We start from the raw sequence: 26,022 nt of genomic DNA, 5'->3' as shown, positions 1-26,022 counted from the left end.
GAAAAAGATGCGGTCAGTAGATCAGGGTGTCGTCGTTCTCGACCATGTAGAGCGTCCGGGCCGAGATGTTGACTGCGTGGTCGCCGACGCGTTCTAAGTCGCGGATGGTGAGGAGGAGTCGGGAAACGTCCTGCATGAGTTTCTCGACTTCTTTCTCGCTGGTTGCGTCGTCGACTTCGGTCTCGATGAGGTCGCGGACGACGAGGCTGGAGGCGCGCTCACAGAGTGCGTCGAGTTCGTCGTCGCGTTCGGAGATTTCGAAGGTTGCGTCGGCGTCGTTGTCGGCGTAGGCGTCCATGGCGTCTTCGACCATTTCCATGGTGAAGGAGCCGATTTCCTGGATGTCGACTTCGGGGAACATGTCCCGGGAAGCAGAGAGGGTATACTGGCCGAGGTTGGTCGCGAGGTCCGCGATGCGCTCTAAGTCGGTGATGATTTTGAACGAAGAGGCGATAAAGCGCAGGTCGGAGGCGACTGGCTGCTGGAGGGCGATGAGGTCGATGCAGTCCTGTTCTAAGTCAAGATAGAGCTGGTTGACCTCGTCGTCGCCGTCGATGACTTCCTGGGCGAGTTCGCGGTCTTTCTGTTCTAAGGCGTCTAAGCCCATGCGGAGCCGTTCGAGGACGACCTCGCTCATGTAGAGAACGTCCTCTCGGAGCGTCCCCATCTGCTCTTGGAACGTTTGTCGTGCCATGGTTTTTATCCGAACTTGCCAGTAATGTAATCTTCGACCCGCTGGCTCTCGGGGTTCTCGAAGATTTTGTTCGTGTCGTCGAACTCGACGAGTTCCCCGCCGGTCAGGAACACCGCCGTCTTGTCAGAGATGCGCGCTGCCTGCTGCATGTTGTGGGTGACGATGATGACGGTGTACTGCTCGGAGAGTTCCTCGATGAGGTCCTCGATTTGCGAGGTTGCGACGGGGTCGAGCGCACTCGCCGGTTCGTCCATCAGGATGACTTCCGGGTCCACGGCGATAGCGCGGGCGATACAGAGGCGCTGTTGTTGGCCACCCGAGAGTTCGAGCCCGGATTCGTCGAGGCGGTCTTTGACCTCGTCCCAGAGGGCCGCGGCTTTGAGGGCGTTTTCGACCTTCTCGTCCATGTTGTCGGTCTTGCCCTGAATCTTCAGCCCGTAGGCGACGTTGTCGTAGATGCTCTTCGGGAACGGGTTCGGGTGCTGGAACACCATGCCGACGCGGCGACGGAGCGCCACGGGGTCCACGTCGTCGTCGTAGACGTTCTTGCCCTCGAGCAGGAGTTCGCCCTCGACGCGCGCGGCGTCGATGAGGTCGTTCATGCGGTTGATACAGCGCAGGAAGGTGGACTTCCCACAGCCCGAGGGGCCGATGAGCGCCGTGACCTGCTTTTCGGGGATGGCGAGGTCGATGTTCTGTAGTGCCTGGTCGTCGTGGTAAAACACGTTGATGTCGCGTGCTTCGACGACTGCGCGACCCGTACTCAACGAGGAGGCGTCGCCCGAGAGACCGGCAGTGACGTCTGTTTCGAGCAACATCCCGTCGTTGGTTGGGTCGTCTGTCTCTACCTCTTCGTTCGAAGTCATATTCTCTTGTGACATGGTTAGTTCTCGCTCTGATACCTGTTGCGGAGCACAATCGCGATGGAGTTCATCGTCAGGAGGACGACGAGCACCGTCACGACGCCCGCCGCGAGCACACCATACTGGAAGTCGTCCTGTGGCCGGTCCGCCCAGTTGAAGATCATGAGCGGCATCGCGCTGGCCGCGTCAGAGAGCTTCGCCGGAACCGAGTAGGTGACCGTCGGAGCGGCAATCATGATGAGCGGCGCGGTTTCGCCGAGTGCGCGACCGATGGCGAGAATCGTCCCGGTGAGGATGCCCGGAATCGACCGGGGGAGGACGACCTCGCGGATGGTCTGCCACTTCGTCGCGCCCATCCCGTAGGACGCCTGCCGAAGCGAGTCTGGCACGGCGCGAATCGCTTCCTGCGAGGAGATGATGACGATTGGCAGGATGAGCAGTGACAGCGTAATCCCGCCGACGAGCACGGACCCGATACCCATGTTCAGGAAGTTGATGAACAGGCCGAGTCCGAGCAGGCCGTACACGACCGACGGAACGCCGGCGAGGTTCGCGATGTTGAGCTGGATGAACCGCGTGTAGCGGTTGTCCGGGGCGTACTCTTCTAAGTACACTGCCGCGCCGACGCCGATTGGGAACGCGAGCACGACGACGACGGCCATTAGCATCACGGAGCCGACGAGCGCTGGGTAAATCCCTGCCTGCTCGGCTTCGGGATGGGGCAGGCTCGTGAGGAACTGCCAGTCGATCCACGCCTCCGGACCGGCGAAGCCGAGCACGCCGACGAGGGTTTCGACCACGAGCAGACCGGCGAGGACGACGACGGGGATGAGCAGTCCAGACCGCGACCCGACGGATTCAGGATCGCTGTACAGGTGTTCGACGTAGAGCGCCGTCGGCACGCCGACGGTGAGTGCGAAAATCGTCCCGATGCTCGGGTCGAGACCGGCGAACATGAACGCGAAGGTGCTCACGAGCGAGGCCCCGAACACGAGCGCGCCGGCGATGAGTCCCGTTCGTTGGCTGTCGTACTTCCCAGCCATGTATCGGCCCGTGAGAATCGCCGCCGCGACGCTGAACGTCGAGAGTAGGGAGAACCATCGGACGGGTTCGAATGGTACGAAGATGAGCAGAATTTCTGGAACGCTGTAGAAGTATCCCGGAATGCCGAGCATCACATAGCCGAACACGACGAGGCCAACGAGCAGGCGCTCGTAAGCGCTCGACGACGAGCGAAGCTTTCGGTGAGCGTAGACGAGTGCGCCAGCGAGAGCGAAGCCGACCATGTGGTAGAACCACACGTCGTCGTCCAACACGTCCACGAAGATGACGAGAATCGCCGCGCCGAGCATGACGCCGGCGATTGGGAGGCCGGTGGTGGAAAATCCGACCTGAAGCCCCTCTCTGTTTCGAAGCGAGAAGTAGCCAACCGTCCCGAGCGCGACGAGGACGTACGCGAGGTAGGTGATAGACCAACCCGTACTCGCGGTTTCCGGTCGAACCGCGTCTAAGGTGACGTACACGAGCAGCGTGGCGAGCGAGACGATACCGATGAGGGCCGAAGCGAGCAGCGCGTTTTTGAAGATGATGCCCTTCGTGCGGCTCACTTGCCCGAAGTCCGTCTGTTGCTGGGTGCCAGTCTGTGTCGCCATTATTCGTAGCTCTCCCGGTAGTGTTGTGCGATGAGGTTACTGACGAAGTTCATAGCGAGCGTGATGACGAACAGGGTGAGCCCAATCGCGAACAGGCTGCGGTAGGCCGGTCCCTGGGCCGCGATGTCGCCGACGCCGAGTTGAATCATGGCTGCAGTCATCGTCTGAATCGATTCGAGGTAGGCGTTCGGCAGGAGCGGATTCACGAGTTTTGGCGTCGCACCCGCGGCGACGACCACAATCATCGTCTCCCCGATTGCGCGAGACAGAGCGAGAATGAACGAGGAGGCGATACCCGAAATTGCCGCCGGGATGACGATGCCAGTCGAGACGTCGAACTTGGTGGCTCCGAGGCCGTATCCGGCCTGTCGGAGCGAGTCTGGCACCGCGCTCATCGCGTCTTCGCTGATAGAAGAGACCATCGGGATAATCATGATACCGACCATGAGCGACGCAGAGAGCGCGTTGAACGTGCCGAGTTGCGGGATGAACGTCTTGAGCGCGGGGGTGATGTAGATGAGTGCAAAAATCCCGTAGACGACGGTTGGGACCCCGGCAAGCACTTCGAGGAGCGGTTTGAGCACCGAGCGAACGGACGAGCTCGCGTACTCGCTCAGGTAAATTGCCGTGGCGAGTCCGAGCGGAAGGGCGACGAGTGCGGACCCAACCATCACGGTGAGTGTGCCGGCGATGAGCGGAAGCACACCGAACTGAACCGGCCTAATCGCCGGTGCCCACGTTTCACCGAGGAAGAACTGCGTGAACGTAACGGTCTGTTCCGGTGCGATGCCCATCAGCGTCGTGCCCGTAACCCGGAAGAACCTCGCCGCGTCGCCCACGAGCGCGAGGATGATTCCGAGCGTGGTCAACACCGATACGGCCGCACACGCGAAGAAAAACCACCGAATTAGCCGCTCTCTCGGCGAATTCGCGACACGCGTGGTCATATCGGATGCTTGATAATCAGTGCTCATTTACGTGGAGGTAATTTTTGGGGTTTCAAAAAAAGCGCTTCGTTTCGAACGGGTGCGCTTAGCCCTGGACTTCTTCGATTGCGGCGGTCAGCTTGTCGAGTTGTTTCTGCATGTCCTCTTCGGTGTTCGGGACGTAGCCGACCTGGTTCGCGACGATTTCCTGGTTCGCGCTCTGCTCGACGAAGAACTTCGCGAACTCGGCGACGTGTGGCTCTTTGAGCGCGCTCTTTTTCGGGTAGGTGAACAGCGGACGGGCGAGCGGCGTGTATTCGCCACCCTTGGCCGTTTCGAGCGATGGCTCGATGCAGCCGTCGCCGTTGTCGATTTTGAGCGCCTTCACCGTGTCTGGGTTGTTGTAGTAGTACGAGAAGCCGAAGTAACCCATCGCGTACTGGCTGCCGGAGACACCCTGGACGATGGAGCGGTCTTTCTCGGTCGCGGTGTAGTCCTGACGGTGGGAGCCTTCTTCGCCGATGACGGCCTCGGTGAAGTAGTCGAACGTACCGGAGGTGGATGCTGCGCCGTAGAGTTCGAACTCCTTGTCTGGCCACTCAGAGCGGATGTCGCTCCACTTGGTCGCGCCGTTTGGCTCCCAAATCTGTTTGAGTTCCTCGATGGTCACGCAGTCGACCCAGTCGGCATCGTTGTGGACGACGACGGTGAGGGCGTCAGTCGCGACGTTCAACTCGAGCCACTCGACACCGGCGTCTTCACAGAGCTGCTTCTCGCTGTCTTTCATCGGACGGGACGCGTTGTTGAAGTGCGTCTTGTCCTGACAGAAGAAGTCGCTGAAGCCGCCACCGGACCCGGTCGAGCGGATGTTGAACTCGACGTTCGGGTGCTCTTTGCGGAACTCGACGGAGACTGCCTCTGCGAGCGGGAAGACAGTGGAGGAACCCGCAATTTCGACCGTACCCGAGAGTTCCCCGTTGCCGCCATTGCCGCCTTCGCTCGTGTTGTTGTCGCCGTTGTTGTTCTGCCCGTCGCCGGAACCACCTTCACTGACACACCCTGCGATGCTCAGTGCGCCGACGCCTGCTGTAGCGGTGATAAATTTGCGACGCGAAACGAAGTCAGGTTTGTCTGCCATCACCTGTGAAAACCAGAGAGAGGAATAAATACCCTCCTATGATTTCTATATAGTACTCATTATGAGACAATTCAACAAAGAATACAGTCACCGTGGTACTCACGGGTTTTAGAATGTTTACGGTCACCGTGGGTGGGTTACAAATATCGCCAAGCCTCAGGTTCTGACCGAAAACTCTCCGTAGAATCAAATTACAACTATTACACGGATTGAATTATCTGCCAGTATTCGAGTATCGGAGAGATGAAAGGAGAAATTCGTTGAGATATGTAGATATAGGACGATTTATTGTGCACCGGGATGGATAAGAGGGTGTATATGGAAACGCGGAAGGTGCAAATCACAGGAGGCTCGACATTCACCGTCTCGCTTCCCAAGTCGTGGGCGACGGACAATGGAATCAAAGCCGGCAGCGAAGTTGCGTTCTTCAAAGAAGACGATTCGCTGGTTCTCACGCCGAACGACGACTCGACCCACATCGAGGGAACCCTCGACATCGTCGGACTCAAAGGCGACGAACTCATGCGCGCCATCGTCACGATGTACGTAAGCGGGTTCGACATCATCACGCTCGAAACCTCTCGGGTCACGGCAGAACAGCGCCGGGCCATCCGGCAGGCCACGCAGGGACTCGTCGGCCTCGAAGTGATAGAGGAGACAGCAGACCGCGTGGTTCTCCAGGACCTCCTCGACTCTGCCGAGCTCTCGGTGCTAAACGCCATCACGCGTATGCGGCTCGTGGCCCTCACGATGCTCAAAGACGCCGTCGTCGCCCTCGTCGAAAACGACGACGACCTCGCCCGCGACGTGATGGAGCGTGACGACGACGTCGACCGCCTCTGGTTCATGATTTCTCGCGTCTTCCGCTCTGCACTGCGAAATCCGACGGCCGCCACGGAAATCGGCCTCCCCCGGGAGACGACGTTCGATTACCATTCGAGCGCCCGACAGCTCGAACGCATCGCGGACCACGCCTCGAAAATCGCGAACATCACGCTCGAACTCGGTGAGATTCCCGAGGAGTCCGCGAGCGCGATTCAGACGCTCTACGAGGACGCGGCGACCATCGTCGAGATGGCGATGGACGCACTCCTCGAAGAGGACCCAGAACGCGCCACCCGCCTCGCGAACGACGCGAGCGAGCAAATCGGCGACATCGACGAGCAGACCCGAAACGTGGACAACCTCATCCGCGACCTGAACCCACAACGCGCCCAGTTGCTCGGCCTCATCGTCGACTCACTTTCGCGGAGTGCCGACTACGGCGGCAATATCGCGGAGACGGCGTTGCAGAAGGCGGCCCCGCGCCCGTAAGAGGGCTGTCGCTCGACGAACGGAAAGTGAAGAGAAATTCGAGCGGTTATTCGACGATGACGCCGTTTACCTGTCCGTCCTGACCGGGACGGGAGGTGACGCGGACTTCGCCCTCGTTCGTGACGAGGATTGCGCCCTTCGTGATGATGTTACGACGGGCGTAGTTCGGGTCGGAGTTGTTTTCTTTGACGTTCTGGATGGTCGCGGAGACGGAGGAGCCGTCGCCCTTCGCGATGGTGACGGCGTTCGTCGCGATGGCGCGAAGCTTTTCGGTGTTCCCGCGGCCTTCGACCACGCGGAACTTCGGCTCGCCGACGTGCGTCTCGGTCGGCTGGCGGCCGAGTTCGTGCTTTTTCTTGTTACGGAACGGGCGACGTCGCCCACCCGTGCGTTTGCGCATGGAGCGTCCCTGGTCTTTCATATCCCATCAATGGCAAACGGAGTACTTGAATCGCACGACTCGCACCGCTACGCTCGCCTGGCCCGCGTTTGGCCCGCGCGACCGGTGGACACCGGCAAACTTACGCCGGCGCGTGAAAGTCGTCACAAACGATGAGTCTCCGGGTAGCCGCCGCCGCACCGTTTCGCACGAAAGGAAAGCGCAAACTCGCAGAGAGCGAGTTCGTCGTCGCCCTCTCGCTCGACCGCGACTGGTTCTCTCCTGACCAGGCGAAACGGCTCGTGGACATCGCCGTGAGCCAGGGCCTGCTCAGCCGTGACGACGGCACGCTCATCTGTGAGTTCGACCCGGACGACGTGACGATTCCCGATAACTTCGCCCCCGACGCGAGTCTCCTTCAAGAGCGGTCTACCTTCGAGAAGATATTAGACCACCTCATCGCGGACGGTCACAGTAAACAGGAAGCCGTCGCCGCGGTCAACGAACTCCAGCGGGAGCTGGGCGTGACAATCGAGACGGCGGCCGTCCTCTTCGCCCACCGCCGAGGCGTCGCCGTGGACGCGGAAGCGAAGGCGGCGCTGGGAGAACTCTGAAGGCATAAACCGCCCCGCGACGTGGACGAACCATGGTCAAAGAACGCGAGACAGACGGCATCCGCCTCGCGCAGTTGCTCGCCTCGGAACTGGAGGGGCACGAACAGGGCCCCCTCGGCCCGCTCGTGGTGACGAACGCAGTAGCCGCAGCCGACCTGCGACCGCTCTCGGACCTCGCCCGGGCGTACGACGTCGAACGCGACGGCGAGCACATCGCCCGGGTGTTCGTCCACCCCGACCGGGCACACGTCGAATTCGAGGTTGGACTGGACGCGGTTGTGGCGAGTGCGGACGAAGCGAACCTTCGCGTGCGCCCGAAGGCGACCGAACCGCCGAAAGCACTGGTTTTCATCGAGGACGGGGCGCAAGTCAAATGGATTCTCGACGTGTTCGCCGCGGCCGTCGAGGCCTGATTAGAACGATTTCAGCACTTTCGGCAGCGTCTCGACCAGGTCGGCGCGGTCGATGACCGCGTCTGCGACGGGAGATGGCTCCTCGTCGGGGCCGACGACGTGGACCGCGTACATTGCCATTTCCTTCGCGCCCTGCACGTCGAGGTCGGGATGGTCACCGATGTAGACGGTCTCCGCCGGTTCCGCGTCGAGTTCAGCGAGCAGCGCGCGGAAGGCGCGCCCGTCGGGTTTGCCAGCGGGAAGCGCCCCGCTGATGAGCGTCGCGTCGAAGAGGTTCTGCCAGCCGAGCCGTTCCAGTTTCGCCTGCTGGGCGACGATGGGGCCGTCGGTGAGGAGACCGACGCGGTAGGATTTCCGGAGGGTATCGACCAGCCGCTTCGCACCCGACACCGGGACGAGCGCGTTATTGATTGCGTTCCGGTAGGCCGCAGAGAGGTCGGCGGGCGAAACCTGCGTTTCGTGGTCGGCGAGGAGGTCTGCGAAGATGGGTTCGCGCGTCTCGTTCGAGAGGTTGCGTCGGTGGGCGTCCAGATAGGCCTGCCGAGAGAGTTGGGGAGCATCGACGGCCGCTGCGGCCTCGTGAAGCAGCGTCTGTCGGTCGCGTTCCGGAACGGCGAGGGTATAGTCGAGGTCGAACCCGACCGCGCGTATCATATACGAGTGAAAGCGGGCCACACAGTTGAATCTGCCGCGAAGGGATACACTGGTAAAGCCCCCCGAACGACCCTATTCTATGACCGAGGCCTTCTTCGACTGGGTTGCCCGGGGTATCGAATCCAAGGACAGCGTCGTGTGCGTGGGACTCGACGCGGACGCAGACCGCATCCCCGACCACCTTCAGGAGTACGACCTGCCCCGGTGGGCGTTCAACCGGCGCATCATCGACGCGACGCACGAACACGCCGTCGCGTACAAGCCGAACGCGGCGTTCTACGAGGACCGCGACGGGTGGTTGGCACTCAAAGAGACCATCGCGTACGCACACGGGAAGGACGTCCCCGTCCTCTTGGACGCGAAACGCGGCGACATCGGGAACACTGCCCGAAAGTACGCGAAGCTCTTAGACGACGCAGACGCCATCACGGTAAACCCCTACATGGGCCGCGACACGCTCGAACCGTTCCTCTCGCAGGCAGAAAAGGGCGTGTTCGTCCTCTGTCGCACCTCGAACCCCGGCGGAGCAGATTTACAGAACCTCACGCTCGACTCTGGCGAGAAACTCTACGAGCGCGTGGCCGCCCTCGCCGACCTCTGGAACGCCAATGGAAACGTCGGCCTCGTGGTGGGGGCGACGACGCAGGAGGACCTCGAAACCGTCCGCGAGCAGGTTCCGGACATTCCGTTTCTCGTCCCCGGCGTGGGCGCACAGGGTGGTGACGCCGAGGCGGCGGTCGAGTTCGGCCTCGCAGACGGCGTCGGCCTCGTAAACTCCTCGCGGGGTATTATCTTCGCTGGCGAGGGCGAAACGTTCGACAAAGCCGCCGGTGAGGCGGCAAAGCGGCTGAAAAAGCGGTTGAACCGATATCGTCCCTAACTCTGGTGTCTCTCGACTTCGTCCGGGAAGATATCGTCGTCGTCGTCAGGCTGGCGCTGTGGCGTCGGTTCTTTCGCGCCGCGAACCTCCGTGGCGCACTCGGTGCAGTACCCGAGCGACTCGTCGAAGTGGACGTCACAGACGAGTCGACCACAACGGCCACAGTCGTCCGTGATTTCGCGCTCCCCACAGATCTGGCAGGTACCGGAGACGGACATGTGTAAACCTACCACAGCCCGCCACTTGACTGTGATGGGCGAGAACTTTAGGGTCGTGTAGGCCGAATGCATAGGCGTGACACAGTCGCGGCTCCTCATCGGACTCGTCTCCGTCTTCGCGGGCATGACGGTGCTGTTTCTGGTGCTCAGTTTCGTCTTCTCGCCCGCGATGCTCGTGGCGGCGGCGCTGTTCGGTGCGACGACGTATCTGCTCTGGTTCCACGCGTCCGGGAAACTCCAGGAGCAGGTCCACCGACAGGCCAACGCGGCGCGACGCCCCCCGCGCCAGGAGCGCGGTGGCTTCGGTGCCGGCCCGCGCCAGCAGTGGCAGGGACCGAGACAGGGTAGAAGACAGGGGGCGCAAACCCGCGGGCGCGTGGGACGGCCGCCGTCGCGCAACCAACAGTCGCTCGCAGACGCCTACCGTGTGCTCGGCCTCGAACCCGGTGCAGACGAAGCAAGCGTGAAACAGGCCTACCGAAAACGCGTAAAGGAGACCCATCCCGACACCGAGCGCGGCAGCGAAGAGGCGTTCAAACGGGTGACCGCCGCGTACGAACGCCTCTCTAAAAATTAAGCTAAATAGTCTCGCACATTACTATTCCATATATATAATTTTTGGAGAATGAATAAATATATAATAACTGAAGTTGAATGACATGTATGGCATCGCGACGAAACTTTTTGAAAGCCGGGGGAGCTACATTCGCACTCGCGTCCATTGGTTCTCTAGCAGGTTGCACGCAACTCGAAGACATTGGGGGGAATGCGGGAGGTCCGCCATCCTATTCGACGTGGTTATACGATCCAGAGGCAGTCCTCAACGTCGATAACCACCTGTTCGCCTCACTCAACGTCCAGAGCTTCTACGAGAACGAAGAACAGCTCCCACCAGAACTGTTCGAGGGGCTCGAAGAACTCGACAATGAGATCGACTCGGTCGACGTCAAGGCGATGAAGCACGTCACCGCAATCGGCTACGCGGAGACCGACTTCAGCCGCGGAGGCATGTCGATGGTCGTCTCGGGTAAGTTCAACGGCAAGGCCATCGTCGACGAAATCGAAGCCGAGATGGAGAACTCGGGTGAGGAACTCTCAAAGTCCACCTACGAGGGGTACACGCTCTACAGCTACGAGACGCCCTACGGCTACGGGATGTCCGGCGAGTCTGAGGCAGTCATGTCCGGCACCCTCGCCGTCGGCGACGAGAACCTGTTGCTCGGCATGCTCCTCGACGCTGACGTGCGCGCAGAGACGACCATCAAACAGATGGTCCAGTCCGACGCGGGCGACGTAGAGCGGTACTACGACGCGAACGACAACGCGAGGACGCTGATGATGGAACTCGGCGACGCGACGATGGCCATTGGCCTCAACCTCGAAGTCAGCCTCCTCAAGGACTGGGTCCCAGACGAGGAAAAGGAAATCAAGGCTGTTCTCGACGACTTAGAGGCGATGGGCTGGGGTGCGACCATCAACGGCGAGACGACCGAGAACAAAATCGTCCTCGTCTACGACGAAGAAGAGGCTGCGAGCGCCGAAAACGTCGAAGCCCTCATCGAGCGCATGAAAGAGGAATCCGAGGAGTTCGAGGAGAACACCGCGGAAATCACCGTGAGCAAGGACGGACGGGCAGTCGTCGTGACCACGGACGTGGACACCAAATCGCTCTGGGAAGACTTAGAGGAGACCGACGGCGGCTTCATGGGCGGCTCCGGCGGCAGCTACGTCGACGGCTCCAGTGGAAGCGACGTGGAAGTCCCCGCCGTCTCGTTCAGTTTCGAACAGAACACCGACGGGACGGTCACCGTCACCCACCAGGGTGGCGACCACGTGACCGACGTGCTCTATCTCGAGTACGTAGACGACGAGGGCTACGACCAGTTCGAGTTTTGGATGCCCTCGGGTAGCGCCATCAAGGCGGGCGACTCCCACACCACGAAGTACGCTGTGAACGCAGGGACGGAACTCACCGTCCTCTGGACCGGCCCACAGGGCTCGAGCTTCGAGACGCTCGGTACCTTCCGCGCGAACTGAGCACCGCTTCTTTTTCGGCGAAAGCGGAAACCTGTAAGCCGCTGGGCACACAGTTTGCGGTATGGTTCCGCCGCTCGTCCTCGACATCGACGGTACGCTGAGTCGTGCAGACCGGTCTCTCGACGAACGGGTGTTTCCCGTCATTCGCGGGTGGGACGCCCCCGTCGTCATCGCGACCGGGAAGGCCCTGCCGTACCCTGTCGGCCTCTGTGATTTCATCGGGATTCCGATTCGCGTCATCGCCGAAAACGGCGGTGTGGTTGCCGCAGAAAGCTTGCTCGAACACCTCGGCAACCGCGAGGGCGCACAGGCCGTCGCAGACGAGTACGTCGAAGCCGGCTACGACCTCGGCTGGGGGAAGCCGGACTTCGTCAACCGCTGGCGGGAGACGGAAGTCGCCGTCTCACTCGACTCGCCGAAAGAACCACTCTACGAAATCGCCGAACGACACGGCCTCGAAGTGGTCGATACGGGCTTTGCCTACCACGTAAAGGACACCGAGATGAGCAAGGGGAAGGCGCTCACCGTCGCGGCGGCCCACCTCGGCCTCGACCCCGAGGACTTCGTCGCAATCGGCGATTCTGAGAACGACGTGTCCACCTTCGAGGTCGTGGGCCGGTCGTTCGCCATGGCTAACGCTGACGAGCAGGCGAAGGCTGCGGCCGATTCGGTCACCGACGGGGCCTACGGCGACGGTTTTCTCGAAGCCATCGACCAGATTCTCGCGTAACTGGGTGTAAGCCAGTGTCTCGGGTATCGGTTTGAATGACTATTGTTAACACACCTGACAACACTTTTCTTCGACGGTGAACTAACTGAGGGCATGAGCCCCGACCGGGCCATCCTCGAAAGCGCACTCAAACGCGGTGAACAGGAGGATGGGAACGTCGAGTTCAAAGAACGGCTCAGCAAGGACCTGCATCTGGCAGGTGGCCGGCTCGAAAGCCTCGCGGCGCAACTGCGCCACCGCGTCCTCTCGGGGGACGGCGAGGCGCTGTACGTCGTTGGCGTCACCGACGACGGCGGGCTGGCGGGCTTAGAACCCGACGCATTCGCGGAGTCGATGGACGTCCTCTCGTTTCTGGCAGAAGAGGCAGGCGCGCACATCGAGACGGTACAGACCTGGGGAATAAACGGCGGCATCGTCGGCGTCGCCACAATCCTCGAAGGCGCAGTTCTCGAAACCGACGACGAACACATCGTTGTCGGCACGGCAGGCCACGTAGACCACGGCAAGAGCACGCTCGTCGGGTCGCTCGTCACCGGCCAGTCGGACGACGGCGAGGGTGGCACGCGTGCCTATCTGGACGTCCAGCCACACGAAGTCGAACGCGGCCTCTCTGCTGACCTCTCCTACGGTGTCTACGGCTTCACCGACGAGGGGCCGCTCCGAATGCACAACCCGTTCAGAAAGGAGGAACGCGCCCAAATCGTCGAGCGAGCAGACCGCCTCGTCTCCTTCGTGGACACGGTCGGGCACGAACCGTGGCTCCGGACGACGATTCGTGGCCTCGTCGGGCAGAAACTCGACTACGGCCTGCTCGTCGTCGCCGCGGACGACGGCCCCACGAAGACGACGAAAGAACACCTCGGCGTCCTGCTCGCGATGGACCTCCCGACCATCGTCGCCATCACGAAAGCCGACGCCGTGAGCGACGAGCGCGTCGTCGAGGTCGAACACGAAATCGAGCGAATGCTCCGCATGGCCGGAAAGACGCCGCTCTCGGTGTCGCGCCACGGCGTCGAGGCCGCAATCGAGGAGATAAACCCGCAGGTCATCCCAATTCTGCGGACGAGTTCCGTGACGATGGCCGGCCTCGACCTGTTAGACCGGATGTTCGAACAGTTGCCGAAGACAGCCTTCGGCGAGGGTGACTTCTCGATGTACGTAGACCGCTCGTACAACGTCGTCGGCGTCGGCCCCGTCGCCTCGGGAACCATCCGGTCGGGGACGGTCGATGCGGGCGACGAGTTGCTGCTCGGGCCGATGGCAGACGGAACGTATCGAGAGGTGGAGGTGCGCTCTATCGAGATGCACTACCATCGCGTCGACCACGCGAAGGCCGGGCGAATCGTCGGCATCGCGCTCAAGGGGGTCAAAGAAGGAGACATCCAGCGCGGGATGGTGCTCGTCCGACGGGACGCCGCCCCGACCGCCGTCCGCGAGTTCGAAGCCGAGGTGATGGTGCTCAATCACCCGACGCGGATCGGCGACGGCTACGAACCAGTCATCCACCTAGAGACCATCAGCGAGACGGTGACGTTCACGCCAAACGAGGGGCAGTTGCTCCCCGGCGACACCGGGAAGACTCGCGTCCGCTTCAAGTTCCGTCCGTATCACGTCGAAGTCGGCCAGCGATTCGTCTTCCGTGAGGGCCGGAGCAAGGGCGTCGGGACGGTCACGAAGGTCGTCGAGTAATCACCGATTCGCGTCGAGTTCTTCGCGGAGAATCGTCCGGTGACACCGCTTCTTTTGGGTATTCTCGAAACAGACGAGCGCGAGGTTTTCCCCCGCGTCGAGACGTTCACGCAGCCGAGCCATCGCCTCCTGTGCCTCCCCCGACTGGAGGTGTTCGCGGTAGTTCGCCTCGAAATCACAGTCCTCCCACGCCGCGTTGTGCGCCTCCTCGTCACAGAAGCCCTGCATCTTCATGTCCTCCTGTCGGATTTTGGTTTCCGAAAGCAGTGCGTCGGGCGGGCCGAGTTCGGGGATGTTCTCATCGACCGCGCCGGAAAACCAGCGCGTCGGCTTTCTGACGACGCCGACCAGCGTGGACTCGGGCGGAAGCTCCGCGAGGTCGTGCTGGATGGCGGCGAGGTACGTATCGGAGAGAGTTCCCGCGGGAGCCATGACCTGAGCATTCACCGAGGAGTCCCAAAAAGCTCGCGTCTATTCGGTTCGCCGATACATCCCCTTCGAGGCGGGGGCCGTGCGTTCGAACCCCCAGCGTTCGTAGAAGCCGTCCACGTCGGCCATGAGGTTGACGTATGCCTTCGGTGGGGCGGTTTCTTCGATGTATGCCATCAGCGCGTCCATGATTCGCGACCCGATGCCCTGCTCCTGTAACTCCGGTTGGACGGCCATATCGCAGATGTGGTAGACCGACCCGTCGTCGCCGACGATGCGTCCCATGCCGACCACTTCATCAGTCTCGTCGTGGACGGCGACGACGCCGAACACCGAGTTGGAGAGGCCTCGTTCGACCGCTTCCCGAGAGCGCGGAGCCATGTCCGCGGCTTCGCGGAGCGCGAGAAATTCGTCTACCGAGGGGAGACGTTCGCAGATGGAGACGGGTGCTGCCATCTCAGGCAGACCATGGCCTGTCGATAAGGTCGTGGAGCGTCTCGACCGTGTAATCCGGCTGGTAGTCGGTCGGCGTCGCGTCGGTGTGGTCTGGCACCCAGATTGCGCCGACGCCCGCCGCCTGCGCGCCGGGAATGTCCGCTTCGAGCGAGTTGCCGACGTGGACGGCCCGTTCCGGAGCGGAATCGAGCGCGTCTAAGGCCGTATAAAAGGGGTCGGGCGACGGTTTCGCAGGGCCGTCGTACCCGGCGTGGACGACCACGTCGAAGTGGTCGCCGATGCCGAGGCTCTCGATTTTCGGCGTCTGCATGTCCGGACTCCCGTTGGTCACGATGCCGAGGCGGTGGTCTGCCAGCGCCTCCAGGGCTTCCTGTGCGCCCGGCAGAAACACCACGTCGCCGTGGTCGCGCTCGGCGGCAAAGGCCTCCGCGACGTTTCGACCAACGTCGGCGTCGTAGCCACCGTCGGTCGCGATGGCGGCGAAGCAGTTCGCGCGCAGTTCGTCGATGGTGTCGGCTTCCGTGAACTCGTGGAAGCGAGCGAAGTAGTCCTGGACCGTGAAGAACGGGTCGATGCCGGTCGAGTCGAAGGAGTGGTCGAGAATCTCGGCCGCAGACCGTCGATAGGTACAGAGGGTGTCGTCGATATCGAAGAGAATCGTGTCGACTGCAGTCATCATTCTGTCGAACGCGCTCAACAGGTAAAAGGCTCAGGCTCGGTAGCCACCGTCCGCCCGGGAGGCGAGGTCGAGGAGGACGGCCCATTCGAGCAGTCGGCGGACGCGTTCCGTCCAGATGTCTTCCCAGGTTTCCGGGTGGCGGTGACGCTCCCAGTTCGGGACGGTGTCCTCGAAGCGGTCGAACGCCTCGAGTGGGGTGAGCACGCCGTCTGCGTCTTCGAGGAGGGTGATCAGTTCGTCCGCGCCGAAGACGCGCTCGCGGAAGGCGGCGGCGAGCGTCTCCGTGTCGTAGTCCTTGCGGACGCGGGAGAAGCCGGAGTCACCCTCCTTGGCAAGGCCGAGTGCCTGCAGGAAGGTGAGCCACTCGCGGGCCTGGTCGCGTGCCGGGACGTTCGCCTTCGCCATCATCCGCGCACAGCAGTCGTCCACCGACCCGGCGACGAGCGGTACGGCGCGGTGAGCGGTCTCGACGAAGTCAAGCGACTCCGGGGGCACGGGGACGACCTTGAACTTCACAGTTCGAAACTCTCCGCGAGCAGGTCGTCGTGAGTGTCCCCGAAGACGTGGGTCGGCCCGCCGACTACGTCAACCGTGACCTGTGCCGGGGCGAACAGCGACTCTGGAACCTTGTAGAAGTCCCAGTCCACCGATTCGAAGATTTCCGCGAAAGGCGTCCCGAACTCGTCGGTCGCGGTCGAGACAATCTCGTCGAAGCGGTCGAACTCGTCTTCGACGACGAGGTGGACCCGGCCGCCGTAGGCCAGCGCGTCGTTCGTGCGGGCGATGGCCCCCTCCTCGGACCCGGCGACGGGCGCGACCGGCGCGCTCGCGCTCACCGAGAGGATAGAGAGCGGATCGTAGCCGAGTTCAGACAGCCGGAACGCGGCGAGTTCCGCGGCACGGGCGGCGATACTGACGCTGCCGGTGATGCTCGCTGTCGAGAAAGCCGGCAGGAAGACGGCGTTGGTCGGGACGTCGGCCATCTCCGCGACCTGTTCTGCGACGGCCTCAGTCGGGAGCGTATTGGATTCGACGGCGAGGGTCGCGAAGTCGAAGTCGTCGCGGTAGCCAATCCGGCTAAACTCGTCTTCCTCTGCGACGAGCGCACGGGCGGGGCCGCTGCCGAGGCCCTCGAAGTCGTCGACGGCGAGTTCCCAGCCTGCCTTTTGCGAGCAGAGCAGGGCGAACGCCGGGTGGTCGGTAGACAGTTCGACGTGGGGCATCGGTGCGCCGGCGACCTCGTCCATCCGGGTCTGGACGGTCGCGAGGCCCGCGGTCTGTATCTCCGTGAGCAACAGGCCGGCTTCGATGCCGCCGAGCGCCTCGACGCCGAAGTCGATGACCGTCGCCTCGTTGTCGAGTTCGAACGCCTCGATCGCCAGTTCGTCGGCGAAGTCGAGCGCCTCGTCTACGAGCTCTAAGGTCATCCGATTGAGACTCTCCATGCAGACAGGTTACGACTGGCCGGATAAACCGTTTATCAGTTCGAGACTGCGGCGAGCGGCCCGCGGCTACCGGTCGCTGCGGGCGTCGTGGCCGAGTTCACGCTCTACGGCAGCGACTTTGTCGCGGGCGGACTGGGTCTTCGTCCGCTTGTCGTCTATCTTCAGGAACGTGCTCACGCGGTCGCCCGAAACCGCCTTGTGGGCCGCCTTGACGGCAGCGAACAGTTCGTCTACGTCCTCGGTTTCGATGACGGTCCCCATCGGATTCGTCTCGTATTCGACGTCGAAGTCGTCGAGGGCGGCGACGGCTTTGGCGACTTCGCTCGCCATACTTCCTTCTTTGACGGGTGCGACGCTGAGAAGTGCAACGACGGTCATAGTGACAACCCCTCGGGCAGGCGGCAAAGTCGTTGTCCTCGCCGTCGTGTTTTTCCGGGATGGTGACGTGTAGTGGATATGAACGCGCGCCTCGACCGGCCGGTCACCGTGGCCCGCGCCGTCGTCCACGAGATTCGGACGGAGAATATTACGTTTATGGCGGGCTCTATCGCCTACCACGCCTTCGTCTCCCTGCTCCCGCTCCTCTTGCTCGTCACCGCCGTCATCTCGACGGTCGGTAACCAGACGCTTCAGGACGGATTCCTGCGGTTGATGCAAGCCGTGTTGACCGAAAACGCGGGAAACATTCTCGTCGAGGAACTCCAGACCGGAGGCGCTTCGACGAGCGTTTCCATCCTCGGTCTCGTCGTGCTCATCTGGGGGACCTTGCGCATCTTCCGCGGCCTCGACACCGCCTTTTCGGACATCTACGAGACGGAGGCCGAGAACACCTTCTTTGACTCGCTCAGCGACGGTCTCATCGTCCTCGCAGCGGTGGCCGTCGCCCTGCTCGTCGGCGGGTGGGTCGAGACGAGTCTGCCAGAGTTTGGGTCACCCGCAGTTCGGTGGGTCGTCCAGCGAGGAATCCTCGTCGTCGGCCTCTCGCTCGCCTTCTTCCCCATGTTCTACATCTTCCCCGACACGGACGTCTCCGTGCGAGAAGTCTTGCCCGGCGTCACCTTTGCCGCCGTCGGCCTCGCGCTGTTCGAGACGCTGTTTCGCTTCTACACCGAGTTCCGAACCGACGGCGAAGGCGGCGTCGTCGCGGGCATCATCATCCTCCTGACGTGGCTCTACTTCAGCGGTCTCGTCATCCTCGTCGGGGCGGCAATCAACGCCGTCCTCTCGAATCGGAGCAAAGACGTGAACATCCAGCCCGTCATCGGGGGCATTGAACCACTCGCAAAACAGTCGGATATCGAACGTTCGACCCTCACCGAACGCCTCTCCGAACTGGAGGAACTCCTCGAACGCGAGGACGTAGAGGAGATTACCGTCACCGTCGATGGCGAGCAAATCACCTTCCCGCGGCCGCTCACGGTGACGACCGACACCGAACGCTCGCCGCTCCACCTCGGCGACGGAACCGTCGGCGTCGAAGTATGGTGGTCGCCGCGCGAAGATTGAGCCACGTGACAACTGGCCGGAACTACTTTACCGTCTCCGTCCTTGCCGACGGATACACGTTCATGCTACTGCAAGCAGGGTTTCCGACAGTAGGAGAATTATTCGCCGAATATACCGAACTGTTCGGGAAAGTAGCGGCGTTCATCCTCGCGTTCGTCGTCGTCTACCTCATCGGCAGATTCATCCTCGCGCCACTCGCCAACCGGGCGATGGACAGACGCGGCTTCGACGACACCATCGCGAACCTCGCGGAAAAGGTGGTCGGCGTCCTCACCCTCTTTTTCGCGCTCGCCGTGGCGTTCACAGTGGCCGGGTTCGGCGCATTCCTCGCCGCCTTCGCCACCCTCGGCGGTGCGCTCGCGCTGGCCTTCGGGTTCGCCGCACAGGACCTACTCAGCAACTTCGTCGCCGGACTGTTCATCCTGAAAGACCGGCCGTTCGAAATCGGCGACTGGATTGAGTGGGAGGGCTACGCCGGTCGCGTCCAGGACATCGACCTGCGCGTCACCCGCGTCAAGACGTTCGACAACCAGCTCATCACCGTCCCGAACGCCGACCTCGCGAACAACCCACTGATTAACCCCGTCGCCTTCGACACCCTCCGCCAGAAGTTCGTCTTCGGCATCGGCTACGAGGACGACATTAACCAGGCGACGGACATCATCATCGAAGAAGCCGAGAAAATCGAAAGCATCCTCGACGACCCCGGCACGACGGTCCGCGTCACGGAACTCGGCGACAGTGCCGTCGGTCTCCAGTCCCGATTCTGGATTAAGAACCCGAACCGCGCCGACTTCGTGAAAACGCGGTCCGAATACGTCCAGGCCGTCAAAGAACGGTTCGACGAGGAAGGCATCGACATGCCGTACCCGTACCGCCAACTCACCGGCGGCGTGACCGTGGACGGCATTCCACAGGAAGTCGCACTGGAAGCCGACGACGACTGAGGCGACTTTTTCCCGGGGTGGGGCTTTTCTTCGGCTGACGTGGCTCTTTATTGTTATCTTGACTCGCGCGAGCGAATACGCTCACGCGTGAGGGTTCGTTGGGAGGGATTTGAATTTGAAGAAGTGCGCTGACTAGGAGTGAGTGAAAGCAGCGCTTTCACGAACGTCGGCGAACTTGTTCGCCGGGAAGTGAGCAATTCCTTCGGAATTGCGAGCCTCGATGCGGCTTCTCCGCATTGGAGGTGAGCGAAAACGGAGTTTTCGCGAACATCGTAGCGGTCGCAGACCACTTCGGGATTTGAACCACGGTCGCTCCCGTTCGCTTCGCTCACCTCTCGCTCCCTGATTCAAATCACCAGTGTACCGCCTGCATCCTCGAACGAACGTGTGAGCGACGCTTGCGTCGCTCACGGTTTTGTTCTCGGTAGAAGTGCGCTGACTGGGATTTGAACCCAGGTTGTGACCATGGCAAGGTCACGTGATACCACTACACTATCAGCGCGTGCCTGTTGGGGCGTTCAACTGCATTCGAATAGAGGAGGAGGATGGAATAAAAGAGTTGCGAATCGGGTACGAAATCGTGTGAGGGCGGGGCGAACCACGGACCCCTCGAAAGTCTCACAAACGTGAGTGTCAGGCCCTCACAAGCCCACAGACGAAGCGAGGCCTTTTTAACACAGGATACGGTACAATCGGCACAGTCTAGTGTCGAGGCGCGAATGCGGACAGTATGACTGTCAGCATCCTCGTCCCCTCGTCTCTCGTCAGAGAGGCTGAGGACAAACGCGAGGCAACTCGAAAAATCGGCTACGTCGCCCGCGCGGCCACGATATTCAACGTGGACCGTGTGTCCATCTTCCCCGACGAAGCAGGGGAGAATCGATGGGGAGGCGACTTCGTCGAGACCGTGTTGCGGTACGCCGCAACGCCCCCCTACCTCCGCAAGGAGGCGTGGGGGAAACGAGACGAGTTGCAGTATGCGGGCATTCTCCCCCCGCTTCGCACCGCGACACAGACCGGCTCCGAATCAGACGATTCGGAGTCGATAAGACAGGGAATCGTGACCGAGGTCGGACCTGACGGGCGCGTTCGGGTCAATTGCGGCCTGCAACACCCGATCTCCCTCATCGTGCCTCCATCGATGGAGACGCCCGATGTGGGGGAGCGCGTGACCATCAGGATCTCTTCGCGACGTCCGGTCCGTGCGAAAATCGTCGACCAAGCCCCACCCGGGTTTGCCGTCGAACGCATGGACCTCCCAGAAGCTCTCGGCCGTGAGGACGCCGGGCTCCGAATTGCAACCTCGCGCCACGGGGAGGAACTCTCCGTGGGGCGACTCGGGGCGCTGGCCGGACGCATCCAAACAGATGGCGCGACCATCGTATTTGGGTCGCCCGATAGAGGGCTTGTGGAAATACTCGGCGTTGAGGAAGCTGAGATCGCCGCTCATCGGAGCGGGATCTGGGACACAGACGCGGCTACGCCGCGTGTCGAACCAGGCGCCCCCAGCCGGTTCGACCTTTGGCTCAATGCGATCCCGAATCAAGGTAGCAAGACCGTGCGAACGGAAGAGGCTCTGTTCGCCGTGCTTGCCTACCTGACACTCAAAGAGTGATACGATGCCACAACCAAGCAGACCACGCAAAGGTTCGCTGGGCTACGGGCCGCGGAAACGCGCGGCCAGTGAAGTCCCGCGGTTCGGCTCATGGCCATCCGACGACGGCCAGCCCGCACTGCAGGGCTTCGCAGGTTACAAAGCCGGCATGACCCACGTGGTGATGATTAACGACGAGGCAGAATCGCCTCGCAACGGGATGGAGGAAACCGTCCCCGTCACCATCGTGGAGACGCCGCCAATGCGCGCCGTCGCGCTCCGAGCCTACGAACAAACGCCGTACGGAAAGCGTCCGCTGACGGAGGTCTGGACCGACGAGTTCCACCCGGAACTCTCCCGCGTCCTGGACGTCCCAAGCGAGCAAGATGAAAGTGCCAAAGAAGAGCTGCAGGAAGCCCTTGAGGCCGGAACGATTGCGGACCTGCGTGTCATCACGCACACGGTCCCCTCCGACATCAAGAGCATTCCGAAGAAGCGCCCCGACGTCATGGAATCCCGCATCGGCGGCGGTTCCATGGAAGAGCGCGTCGAGTACGGACTCGAGCTCATCGCCGAGGGCGGCGTCCACGAGATGTCGGACGTCTTCCGCGCCGGTGAGTACCTCGACGTTGGCGGTGTGACCAAGGGTAAGGGTACCCAGGGTCCCGTCAAGCGCTGGGGCGTCCAGAAACGCAAGGGCAAGCACGCCCGCCAGGGATGGCGGCGTCGCATCGGTAACCTCGGCCCATGGAACCCGAGCCGCGTTCGCTCGACCGTTCCACAGCAGGGCCAGATGGGGTACCACCAGCGCACCGAGCTGAACAAACGGCTCATCGCGCTCGGTGACGGCGACGATGCCAGCGTCGACGGCGGTTTCGTCGGCTACGGCGAAGTCGACGGCCCATACGCGCTCGTCAAGGGCTCGCTTCCGGGCCCGGACAAGCGCCTCCTGCGCTTCCGACCGGCCATCCGACCGAACGACCAACCGCGCCTCGACCCTGAGGTGCGCTACGTCTCCACCGCATCGAACCAAGGATAATGAAGGCAACAATTCGCAGTCTGGACGGCTCTGAGGCCGGTTCGCTTGACCTTCCCGAGGTGTTCGAGACGGAATTCCGTCCCGACCTCATCAAGCGCGCTGTCCTCGCCGCCCAGGCAAACCGGAAACAGGACTACGGGTCCGACCCATACGCCGGGCTGAGAACGCCCGCAGAATCGATGGGGAGTGGCCGTGGCATGGCTCACGTTCCGCGCCAGAACGGCGTCGGGCGTCGCGTGCCACAGGCCGTCGGTGGTCGCCCAGCGCACCCACCGAAACCCGAGAAGGACCGCTCGCTGAGCATCAACAAGAAAGAGCGCAAACTCGCCGTCCGCAGCGCCATCGCTGCGACGACCGACAAAGAACTCGTGACCGAGCGCGGTCACAAGTTCGACGAGGATGTCGCGCTCCCACTCGTCGTCTCCGACGAGTTCGAGGACCTCGTGAAGACGAAGGAAGTCGTTTCGCTCCTCGAAGCCCTCGGTGTCGACGCCGACATCGAACGCGCGGACAACCGCAAGGTGCGCGCAGGCAAAGGGAAGATGCGCGGTCGCAAGTACCGCCGTCCAAAGTCCATCCTCTTCGTCACGGCTGGTGAGCCATCGAAGGCAGCCCGCAACCTCGCCGGTGTCGACGTCGCAACCGCGGCGAACCTGTCCGCAGAGGACCTGGCACCCGGCACGCAGGCCGGCCGCCTCACCATCTGGACCGAAAGCGCGCTCGAGGAGGTCGCAAACCGATGAGCCTCATCAAGTACCCGTACGTGACGGAGAAAGCGATGAACGCCATGGACTTCGACAACAAGCTCCAGTTCATCGTCGACCTCGACGCAAGCAAAGACGAAATCAAAGAGGAGATTTCAACGCGCTTCGACGTGTCCGTCACCTCCGTCAACACGCAGGTGACCCCAGACGGCACGAAGAAGGCCACGGTGTCGCTGTCTGAGGACGACGACGCCCAGGAAGTCGCCTCTCGAATTGGGGTGTTCTAACCATGGGACGCAGAATTCTTGGTCAACGACGCGGTCGCGGCACGCCCACGTTCCGGGCCCCGTCGCACCGATACAAGGCAGAACTCTCGCACCGCAAAACCGAGGACAAAGACGTCATCTCCGGCACGGTCGTCGACATCGAACACGACCCAGCACGGAGCGCACCGGTCGCCGCCGTCGAATTCGAAGACGGCGACCAGCGTCTCATCCTCGTCGCCGAAGGCGTCGGTGTGGGCGACACCGTCCAGGTCGGCATCAGTGCCGAAATCAAGCCGGGCAACACGCTCCCGCTCGCCGAAGTCCCCGAGGGGATTCCGGTGTGCAACGTAGAGCGCCAGCCTGGTGACGGTGGCAAGTTCGCTCGCGCATCCGGCGTGAGCGCGCTGCTCATCACCCACAACCGCCAGAACGCAGTCGTCAAACTGCCAAGTGGCGAAATCAAGCGTCTGGACCCACAGTGTCGCGCCACGATTGGCGTGGTCGCTGGTGGTGGCCGGACCGAGAAACCGGTCGTCAAAGCCGGGAAGAAGTACCACAAGATGAAGGCACGCGGCTCGAAGTGGCCGCGCGTCCGTGGTGTTGCGATGAACGCCGTCGACCACCCATTCGGTGGCGGTGGCCGCCAGCACCCGGGACGACCGAAGTCCGTCTCCCGGAATGCACCACCTGGCCGCAAGGTCGGTGACATCGCCTCCAAACGCACTGGCAGAAAGCGAGGTTCCAAATGAGTTCTGACTACCGTACCGGCCGTGAGGGTGAGTTCACCTACCGCGGTCACACGCTCGACGAGCTGCAGGACATGGAGCTCGAAGAAGTTGCGGAACTGCTCCCCGCACGGATGCGGCGAAGTATCAAACGCGGCCTGTCCATCGAGCAGGAGAAGCTCATGGAGAAGGCGGCGAGCCGAGACGCGCAAGAGTCGGCCGACAACCCGATTCGAACGCACCTGCGCAACATGCCTGTCCTGCCGGCGTTCGTCGGCAAGACGTTCTCCGTCTACACGGGACAGTCGTTCGAGCGCGTGCGTATCGAGCCGGAGATGATCGGCCACTATCTGGGCGAGTTCCAGCTCACGCGCAAGTCGGTTACCCACGGACAGGCTGGTATCGGGGCAACCCGTTCCTCGAAGTTCGTGCCCCTCAAGTAAACCATGGGAATCAGCTACAGCGTGGACGCGGACCCGGACACCACGGCGAAAGCGATGCTTCGGGAGCGTCACATGAGTCACAAGCACAGCAAGGAGATTGCCCGCGAAATCAAGGGCATGACCGTCGGCGCAGCCAAAGACTACCTCTCACAGGTCGTCGAAGGCAAGCGCTCGGTGCCGTTTAAGTCCCACAATTCGGGCGTCGGCCACCGGTCGGACATCGACGGTTGGGACGCAGGTCGCTACCCAGAGAAGGCCTCGAAGGCTTTCCTCGACCTGCTCGAAAACGTCTCCGCGAACGCAAGCAACCAGGGCTTCGACGGCGACACGATGGAGATTATCCACATCGCCGCCCACAAGGTTGGCGAAGTGCCAGGCCGCAAACCGCGTGCCATGGGCCGCGCCACCTCGTGGAACACCCCACAGGTTGACGTCGAAATCATCGTCCAGGAGGTCGAGAACTGATGGCAGACGAACACCAGTTCATCGAAGACGGTCTCCAGCGCACCCAGATCGACGAGTTCTTCGGCGAAGAACTCGCTCGCGCCGGCTACGGCGGCATGGAAGTCGCCAAGACGCCAATGGGCACCCAGATCATCCTCAAGGCCGAGAAGCCCGGGATGGTCATCGGGAAAGGCGGGAAGAACATCCGAAAGGTCACCCGCCAGCTCGAAGACCGCTTCAACTTAGAAGACCCACAGATCGACGTCCAGGAAGTCGAAGAACCTGACCTGAACGCGCAGATCGTCGCAGACCGCCTCGCCAACGCGCTCGAACGCGGCTGGTACTTCCGGAAAGCCGGTCACACGACCATCGACCGCATCATGGACGCCGGCGCACTCGGCGCCGAAATCGTCCTGTCCGGAAAGGTCACCGGCGCACGCTCGCGCGTGGAGAAGTTCAACCGTGGATACATCAAGCACAACGGTGAACCCGCCGAGGCCATCGTCGACGAGGGTCAGGCAACCGCAGTCATGAAGCTCGGGACCATCGGCGTGACGGTGAAAATCATCCCGCCAGAGGCCCAGCTGCCTGACGACTTCGAAATCTACGACGACGTCGACGTCGAAGACGCGCCGGAAGTCGAAACCGACGACGAGGGTGTCGAGGACCTGCTCGCCGAGTCCGACGAGGATGAGGAAGCGGAACCCGAAGACGAAGCCGAGACGCCTGCCGAGGCCGCAGAGGTCGCCGAGGAAGAAATCGTCGAAGAGAACGTCGAGCACGAAGAAGGCAAAGCCCCAACCTCGCCAGACGGTGAGGAGGCAGCCGCCGAAGACGAAGAAGAACTCGACGAAGCCGTCGAGGAGGAAGCAGAGGAACTGCTCTCCGAGATGGAAGCCGACGACGAAGACGAGGAGGATGAAGCATAATGGCAATCCTCTACACAGACGAGATTCGCGACATGACGCCCGCAGAGCGCGAGGCGGAACTCGAAGAACTCGAAACCGAACTGCTGAACGACCGCGCGATTCAGGCCGCCGGTGGCGCGCCTGAGAACCCCGGTCGAACTTCAGAACTTCGCCGAACGATCGCCCGAATCAAGACGATTCAGGCGGAAGAAGGCGACTTCGACGAGGAATAACGA

Annotated in this window: 33 protein-coding genes and 1 tRNA gene; 19 read left to right on the top strand and 15 right to left on the bottom strand. The window is 62.1% G+C overall.

Translation table 11 applies throughout. The features are described 5' to 3' along the window. Positions 1–13 precede the first annotated feature (13 nt). From phoU to P1M51_RS03160, 5 genes are all read right to left on the bottom strand, one after another. The gene (gene phoU / locus P1M51_RS03180; protein ID WP_276246748.1) at positions 14–694 is read right to left on the bottom strand and encodes a phosphate signaling complex protein PhoU; all 681 of its coding nucleotides are present in this window, start codon (positions 692–694) and stop codon (positions 14–16) included. Positions 695–699: 5 nt separating this feature from the next. Beyond that, complete coding sequence (gene pstB, locus P1M51_RS03175; RefSeq protein ID WP_276274813.1) at positions 700–1,575, bottom strand: phosphate ABC transporter ATP-binding protein PstB; 876 nt, start codon at positions 1,573–1,575, stop codon at positions 700–702. Between the two features lie 2 nt (positions 1,576–1,577). Beyond that, positions 1,578–3,209 carry a phosphate ABC transporter permease PstA gene (gene pstA, locus P1M51_RS03170; protein ID WP_276246747.1) on the bottom strand — a complete coding sequence of 544 codons (1,632 nt, stop codon included), beginning with the start codon at positions 3,207–3,209 and terminating at the stop codon, positions 1,578–1,580. Further along, complete coding sequence (gene pstC / locus P1M51_RS03165) at positions 3,209–4,156, bottom strand: phosphate ABC transporter permease subunit PstC (RefSeq protein WP_369685080.1); 948 nt, start codon at positions 4,154–4,156, stop codon at positions 3,209–3,211. The genes pstA and pstC overlap by 1 nt, the downstream gene beginning before the upstream one ends. Before the next feature lie 85 nt (positions 4,157–4,241). After that, on the bottom strand, positions 4,242–5,273 hold the full coding sequence (locus P1M51_RS03160) for a PstS family phosphate ABC transporter substrate-binding protein (protein ID WP_276246745.1): 1,032 nt from the start codon (positions 5,271–5,273) through the stop codon (positions 4,242–4,244). Between the two features lie 318 nt (positions 5,274–5,591). Between P1M51_RS03160 and P1M51_RS03155 the strand changes: the two genes are divergently transcribed. Then, entirely contained in the window at positions 5,592–6,587 is a 996-nt protein-coding gene (locus tag P1M51_RS03155; RefSeq protein ID WP_276246744.1) for a phosphate uptake regulator PhoU, read from the top strand. 46 nt (positions 6,588–6,633) lie between these two features. Here P1M51_RS03155 and P1M51_RS03150 read toward each other — a convergent pair whose 3' ends face one another. After that, complete coding sequence (locus P1M51_RS03150) at positions 6,634–7,008, bottom strand: 30S ribosomal protein S8e (RefSeq protein WP_276246743.1); 375 nt, start codon at positions 7,006–7,008, stop codon at positions 6,634–6,636. A gap of 131 nt (positions 7,009–7,139) precedes the next feature. Here P1M51_RS03150 and P1M51_RS03145 point away from each other — a divergent pair, with 131 nt between their 5' ends. Both P1M51_RS03145 and P1M51_RS03140 read left to right on the top strand, forming a co-directional pair. After that, a complete protein-coding gene (locus P1M51_RS03145) occupies positions 7,140–7,580 on the top strand; it encodes a DUF2240 family protein (RefSeq protein ID WP_276246742.1) in 441 nt (146 codons plus the stop codon). A 32-nt stretch (positions 7,581–7,612) separates the two neighbouring features. Continuing rightward, entirely contained in the window at positions 7,613–7,993 is a 381-nt protein-coding gene (locus P1M51_RS03140; RefSeq protein WP_276246741.1) for a hypothetical protein, read from the top strand. Here the strand turns inward: P1M51_RS03140 and P1M51_RS03135 are convergent, their stop codons facing one another. Next, the gene (locus tag P1M51_RS03135; RefSeq protein ID WP_276246740.1) at positions 7,994–8,647 is read right to left on the bottom strand and encodes an HAD family hydrolase; all 654 of its coding nucleotides are present in this window, start codon (positions 8,645–8,647) and stop codon (positions 7,994–7,996) included. A gap of 79 nt (positions 8,648–8,726) precedes the next feature. Between P1M51_RS03135 and pyrF the strand changes: the two genes are divergently transcribed. Continuing rightward, positions 8,727–9,527: an orotidine-5'-phosphate decarboxylase gene (gene pyrF / locus P1M51_RS03130; RefSeq protein ID WP_276246739.1), complete on the top strand. Its 801-nt coding sequence runs from the start codon at positions 8,727–8,729 to the stop codon at positions 9,525–9,527. Here the strand turns inward: pyrF and P1M51_RS03125 are convergent. After that, complete coding sequence (locus P1M51_RS03125) at positions 9,524–9,745, bottom strand: hypothetical protein (protein WP_276246738.1); 222 nt, start codon at positions 9,743–9,745, stop codon at positions 9,524–9,526. The two genes, pyrF and P1M51_RS03125, sit on opposite strands and share 4 nt — an antisense overlap. A gap of 76 nt (positions 9,746–9,821) precedes the next feature. Here P1M51_RS03125 and P1M51_RS03120 point away from each other — a divergent pair, with 76 nt between their 5' ends. The 4 genes from P1M51_RS03120 to P1M51_RS03105 all read left to right on the top strand — a co-directional run bounded on the left by P1M51_RS03120 (position 9,822) and on the right by P1M51_RS03105 (position 14,201). Further along, on the top strand, positions 9,822–10,322 hold the full coding sequence (locus tag P1M51_RS03120; protein ID WP_276246737.1) for a J domain-containing protein: 501 nt from the start codon (positions 9,822–9,824) through the stop codon (positions 10,320–10,322). An 86-nt stretch (positions 10,323–10,408) separates the two neighbouring features. Then, positions 10,409–11,782 (top strand): twin-arginine translocation signal domain-containing protein, encoded by a 1,374-nt coding sequence (locus tag P1M51_RS03115; RefSeq protein WP_276246736.1) that lies wholly within the window; start codon positions 10,409–10,411, stop codon positions 11,780–11,782. 61 nt (positions 11,783–11,843) lie between these two features. Next, entirely contained in the window at positions 11,844–12,512 is a 669-nt protein-coding gene (locus tag P1M51_RS03110) for a phosphoglycolate phosphatase (protein ID WP_276246735.1), read from the top strand. A 93-nt stretch (positions 12,513–12,605) separates the two neighbouring features. Next, positions 12,606–14,201 (top strand): GTPBP1 family GTP-binding protein, encoded by a 1,596-nt coding sequence (locus P1M51_RS03105; RefSeq protein WP_276246734.1) that lies wholly within the window; start codon positions 12,606–12,608, stop codon positions 14,199–14,201. On the opposite strand, the gene P1M51_RS03100 is transcribed toward P1M51_RS03105, so the two are convergent. From P1M51_RS03100 to P1M51_RS03075, 6 genes are all read right to left on the bottom strand, one after another. Beyond that, positions 14,202–14,633 (bottom strand): DUF488 family protein, encoded by a 432-nt coding sequence (locus P1M51_RS03100; RefSeq protein ID WP_276246733.1) that lies wholly within the window; start codon positions 14,631–14,633, stop codon positions 14,202–14,204. 39 nt (positions 14,634–14,672) lie between these two features. Beyond that, positions 14,673–15,086: a GNAT family N-acetyltransferase gene (locus tag P1M51_RS03095; protein WP_276274812.1), complete on the bottom strand. Its 414-nt coding sequence runs from the start codon at positions 15,084–15,086 to the stop codon at positions 14,673–14,675. A 1-nt stretch (position 15,087) separates the two neighbouring features. Then, positions 15,088–15,762, bottom strand: a complete 675-nt coding sequence (locus P1M51_RS03090; protein WP_276246731.1) for an HAD family hydrolase — start codon at positions 15,760–15,762, stop codon at positions 15,088–15,090. Positions 15,763–15,795: 33 nt separating this feature from the next. Then, positions 15,796–16,281: a hypothetical protein gene (locus P1M51_RS03085; protein ID WP_276246730.1), complete on the bottom strand. Its 486-nt coding sequence runs from the start codon at positions 16,279–16,281 to the stop codon at positions 15,796–15,798. Beyond that, positions 16,278–17,210, bottom strand: a complete 933-nt coding sequence (mch, locus tag P1M51_RS03080; protein WP_276246729.1) for a methenyltetrahydromethanopterin cyclohydrolase — start codon at positions 17,208–17,210, stop codon at positions 16,278–16,280. The genes P1M51_RS03085 and mch overlap by 4 nt, the downstream gene beginning before the upstream one ends. A 66-nt stretch (positions 17,211–17,276) precedes the next feature. After that, a complete protein-coding gene (locus P1M51_RS03075) occupies positions 17,277–17,588 on the bottom strand; it encodes an MTH1187 family thiamine-binding protein (RefSeq protein WP_276246728.1) in 312 nt (103 codons plus the stop codon). Positions 17,589–17,666: 78 nt separating this feature from the next. On the opposite strand from P1M51_RS03075, the gene P1M51_RS03070 reads away from it, so the two are divergent. After that, the gene (locus P1M51_RS03070) at positions 17,667–18,716 is read left to right on the top strand and encodes a YihY/virulence factor BrkB family protein (protein ID WP_276246727.1); all 1,050 of its coding nucleotides are present in this window, start codon (positions 17,667–17,669) and stop codon (positions 18,714–18,716) included. A gap of 5 nt (positions 18,717–18,721) precedes the next feature. Further along, positions 18,722–19,663 carry a mechanosensitive ion channel family protein gene (locus P1M51_RS03065; RefSeq protein WP_276246726.1) on the top strand — a complete coding sequence of 314 codons (942 nt, stop codon included), beginning with the start codon at positions 18,722–18,724 and terminating at the stop codon, positions 19,661–19,663. 431 nt (positions 19,664–20,094) lie between these two features. Here P1M51_RS03065 and P1M51_RS03060 read toward each other — a convergent pair. Then, positions 20,095–20,165: transfer RNA gene (locus P1M51_RS03060), tRNA-Gly, on the bottom strand. A 228-nt stretch (positions 20,166–20,393) separates the two neighbouring features. On the opposite strand from P1M51_RS03060, the gene P1M51_RS03055 reads away from it, so the two are divergent. From P1M51_RS03055 to rpmC, 9 genes are read left to right on the top strand one after another with little or no spacing between them, the layout of a single operon-like run. Further along, positions 20,394–21,278 (top strand): RNA methyltransferase, encoded by an 885-nt coding sequence (locus P1M51_RS03055; protein ID WP_276274811.1) that lies wholly within the window; start codon positions 20,394–20,396, stop codon positions 21,276–21,278. 4 nt (positions 21,279–21,282) lie between these two features. Beyond that, positions 21,283–22,296: a 50S ribosomal protein L3 gene (locus P1M51_RS03050; protein WP_276246724.1), complete on the top strand. Its 1,014-nt coding sequence runs from the start codon at positions 21,283–21,285 to the stop codon at positions 22,294–22,296. Further along, complete coding sequence (gene rpl4p / locus P1M51_RS03045; RefSeq protein WP_276246723.1) at positions 22,296–23,039, top strand: 50S ribosomal protein L4; 744 nt, start codon at positions 22,296–22,298, stop codon at positions 23,037–23,039. Before P1M51_RS03050 ends, rpl4p begins: the two co-directional genes overlap by 1 nt. After that, entirely contained in the window at positions 23,036–23,287 is a 252-nt protein-coding gene (locus P1M51_RS03040) for a 50S ribosomal protein L23 (protein ID WP_276246722.1), read from the top strand. Before rpl4p ends, P1M51_RS03040 begins: the two co-directional genes overlap by 4 nt. A 2-nt stretch (positions 23,288–23,289) precedes the next feature. Further along, positions 23,290–24,015 carry a 50S ribosomal protein L2 gene (locus P1M51_RS03035; RefSeq protein WP_276246721.1) on the top strand — a complete coding sequence of 242 codons (726 nt, stop codon included), beginning with the start codon at positions 23,290–23,292 and terminating at the stop codon, positions 24,013–24,015. Continuing rightward, positions 24,012–24,434 carry a 30S ribosomal protein S19 gene (locus tag P1M51_RS03030; protein WP_276246720.1) on the top strand — a complete coding sequence of 141 codons (423 nt, stop codon included), beginning with the start codon at positions 24,012–24,014 and terminating at the stop codon, positions 24,432–24,434. The genes P1M51_RS03035 and P1M51_RS03030 overlap by 4 nt, the downstream gene beginning before the upstream one ends. A 3-nt stretch (positions 24,435–24,437) precedes the next feature. Further along, positions 24,438–24,899, top strand: coding sequence for a 50S ribosomal protein L22 (locus tag P1M51_RS03025; RefSeq protein WP_276246719.1), 462 nt, complete (start codon positions 24,438–24,440; stop codon positions 24,897–24,899). Beyond that, entirely contained in the window at positions 24,899–25,807 is a 909-nt protein-coding gene (locus P1M51_RS03020) for a 30S ribosomal protein S3 (protein ID WP_276246718.1), read from the top strand. Before P1M51_RS03025 ends, P1M51_RS03020 begins: the two co-directional genes overlap by 1 nt. Beyond that, on the top strand, positions 25,807–26,019 hold the full coding sequence (gene rpmC / locus P1M51_RS03015) for a 50S ribosomal protein L29 (protein ID WP_276246717.1): 213 nt from the start codon (positions 25,807–25,809) through the stop codon (positions 26,017–26,019). Before P1M51_RS03020 ends, rpmC begins: the two co-directional genes overlap by 1 nt. Positions 26,020–26,022 lie beyond the last annotated feature (3 nt).

This window comes from Haladaptatus sp. QDMS2 (genome assembly GCF_029338295.1).
Classification (GTDB): domain Archaea; phylum Halobacteriota; class Halobacteria; order Halobacteriales; family Halococcaceae; genus QDMS2.
Note: the sequence above shows the minus strand (reverse complement) of the source record. Positions and strands in the feature narration are given on the sequence as shown.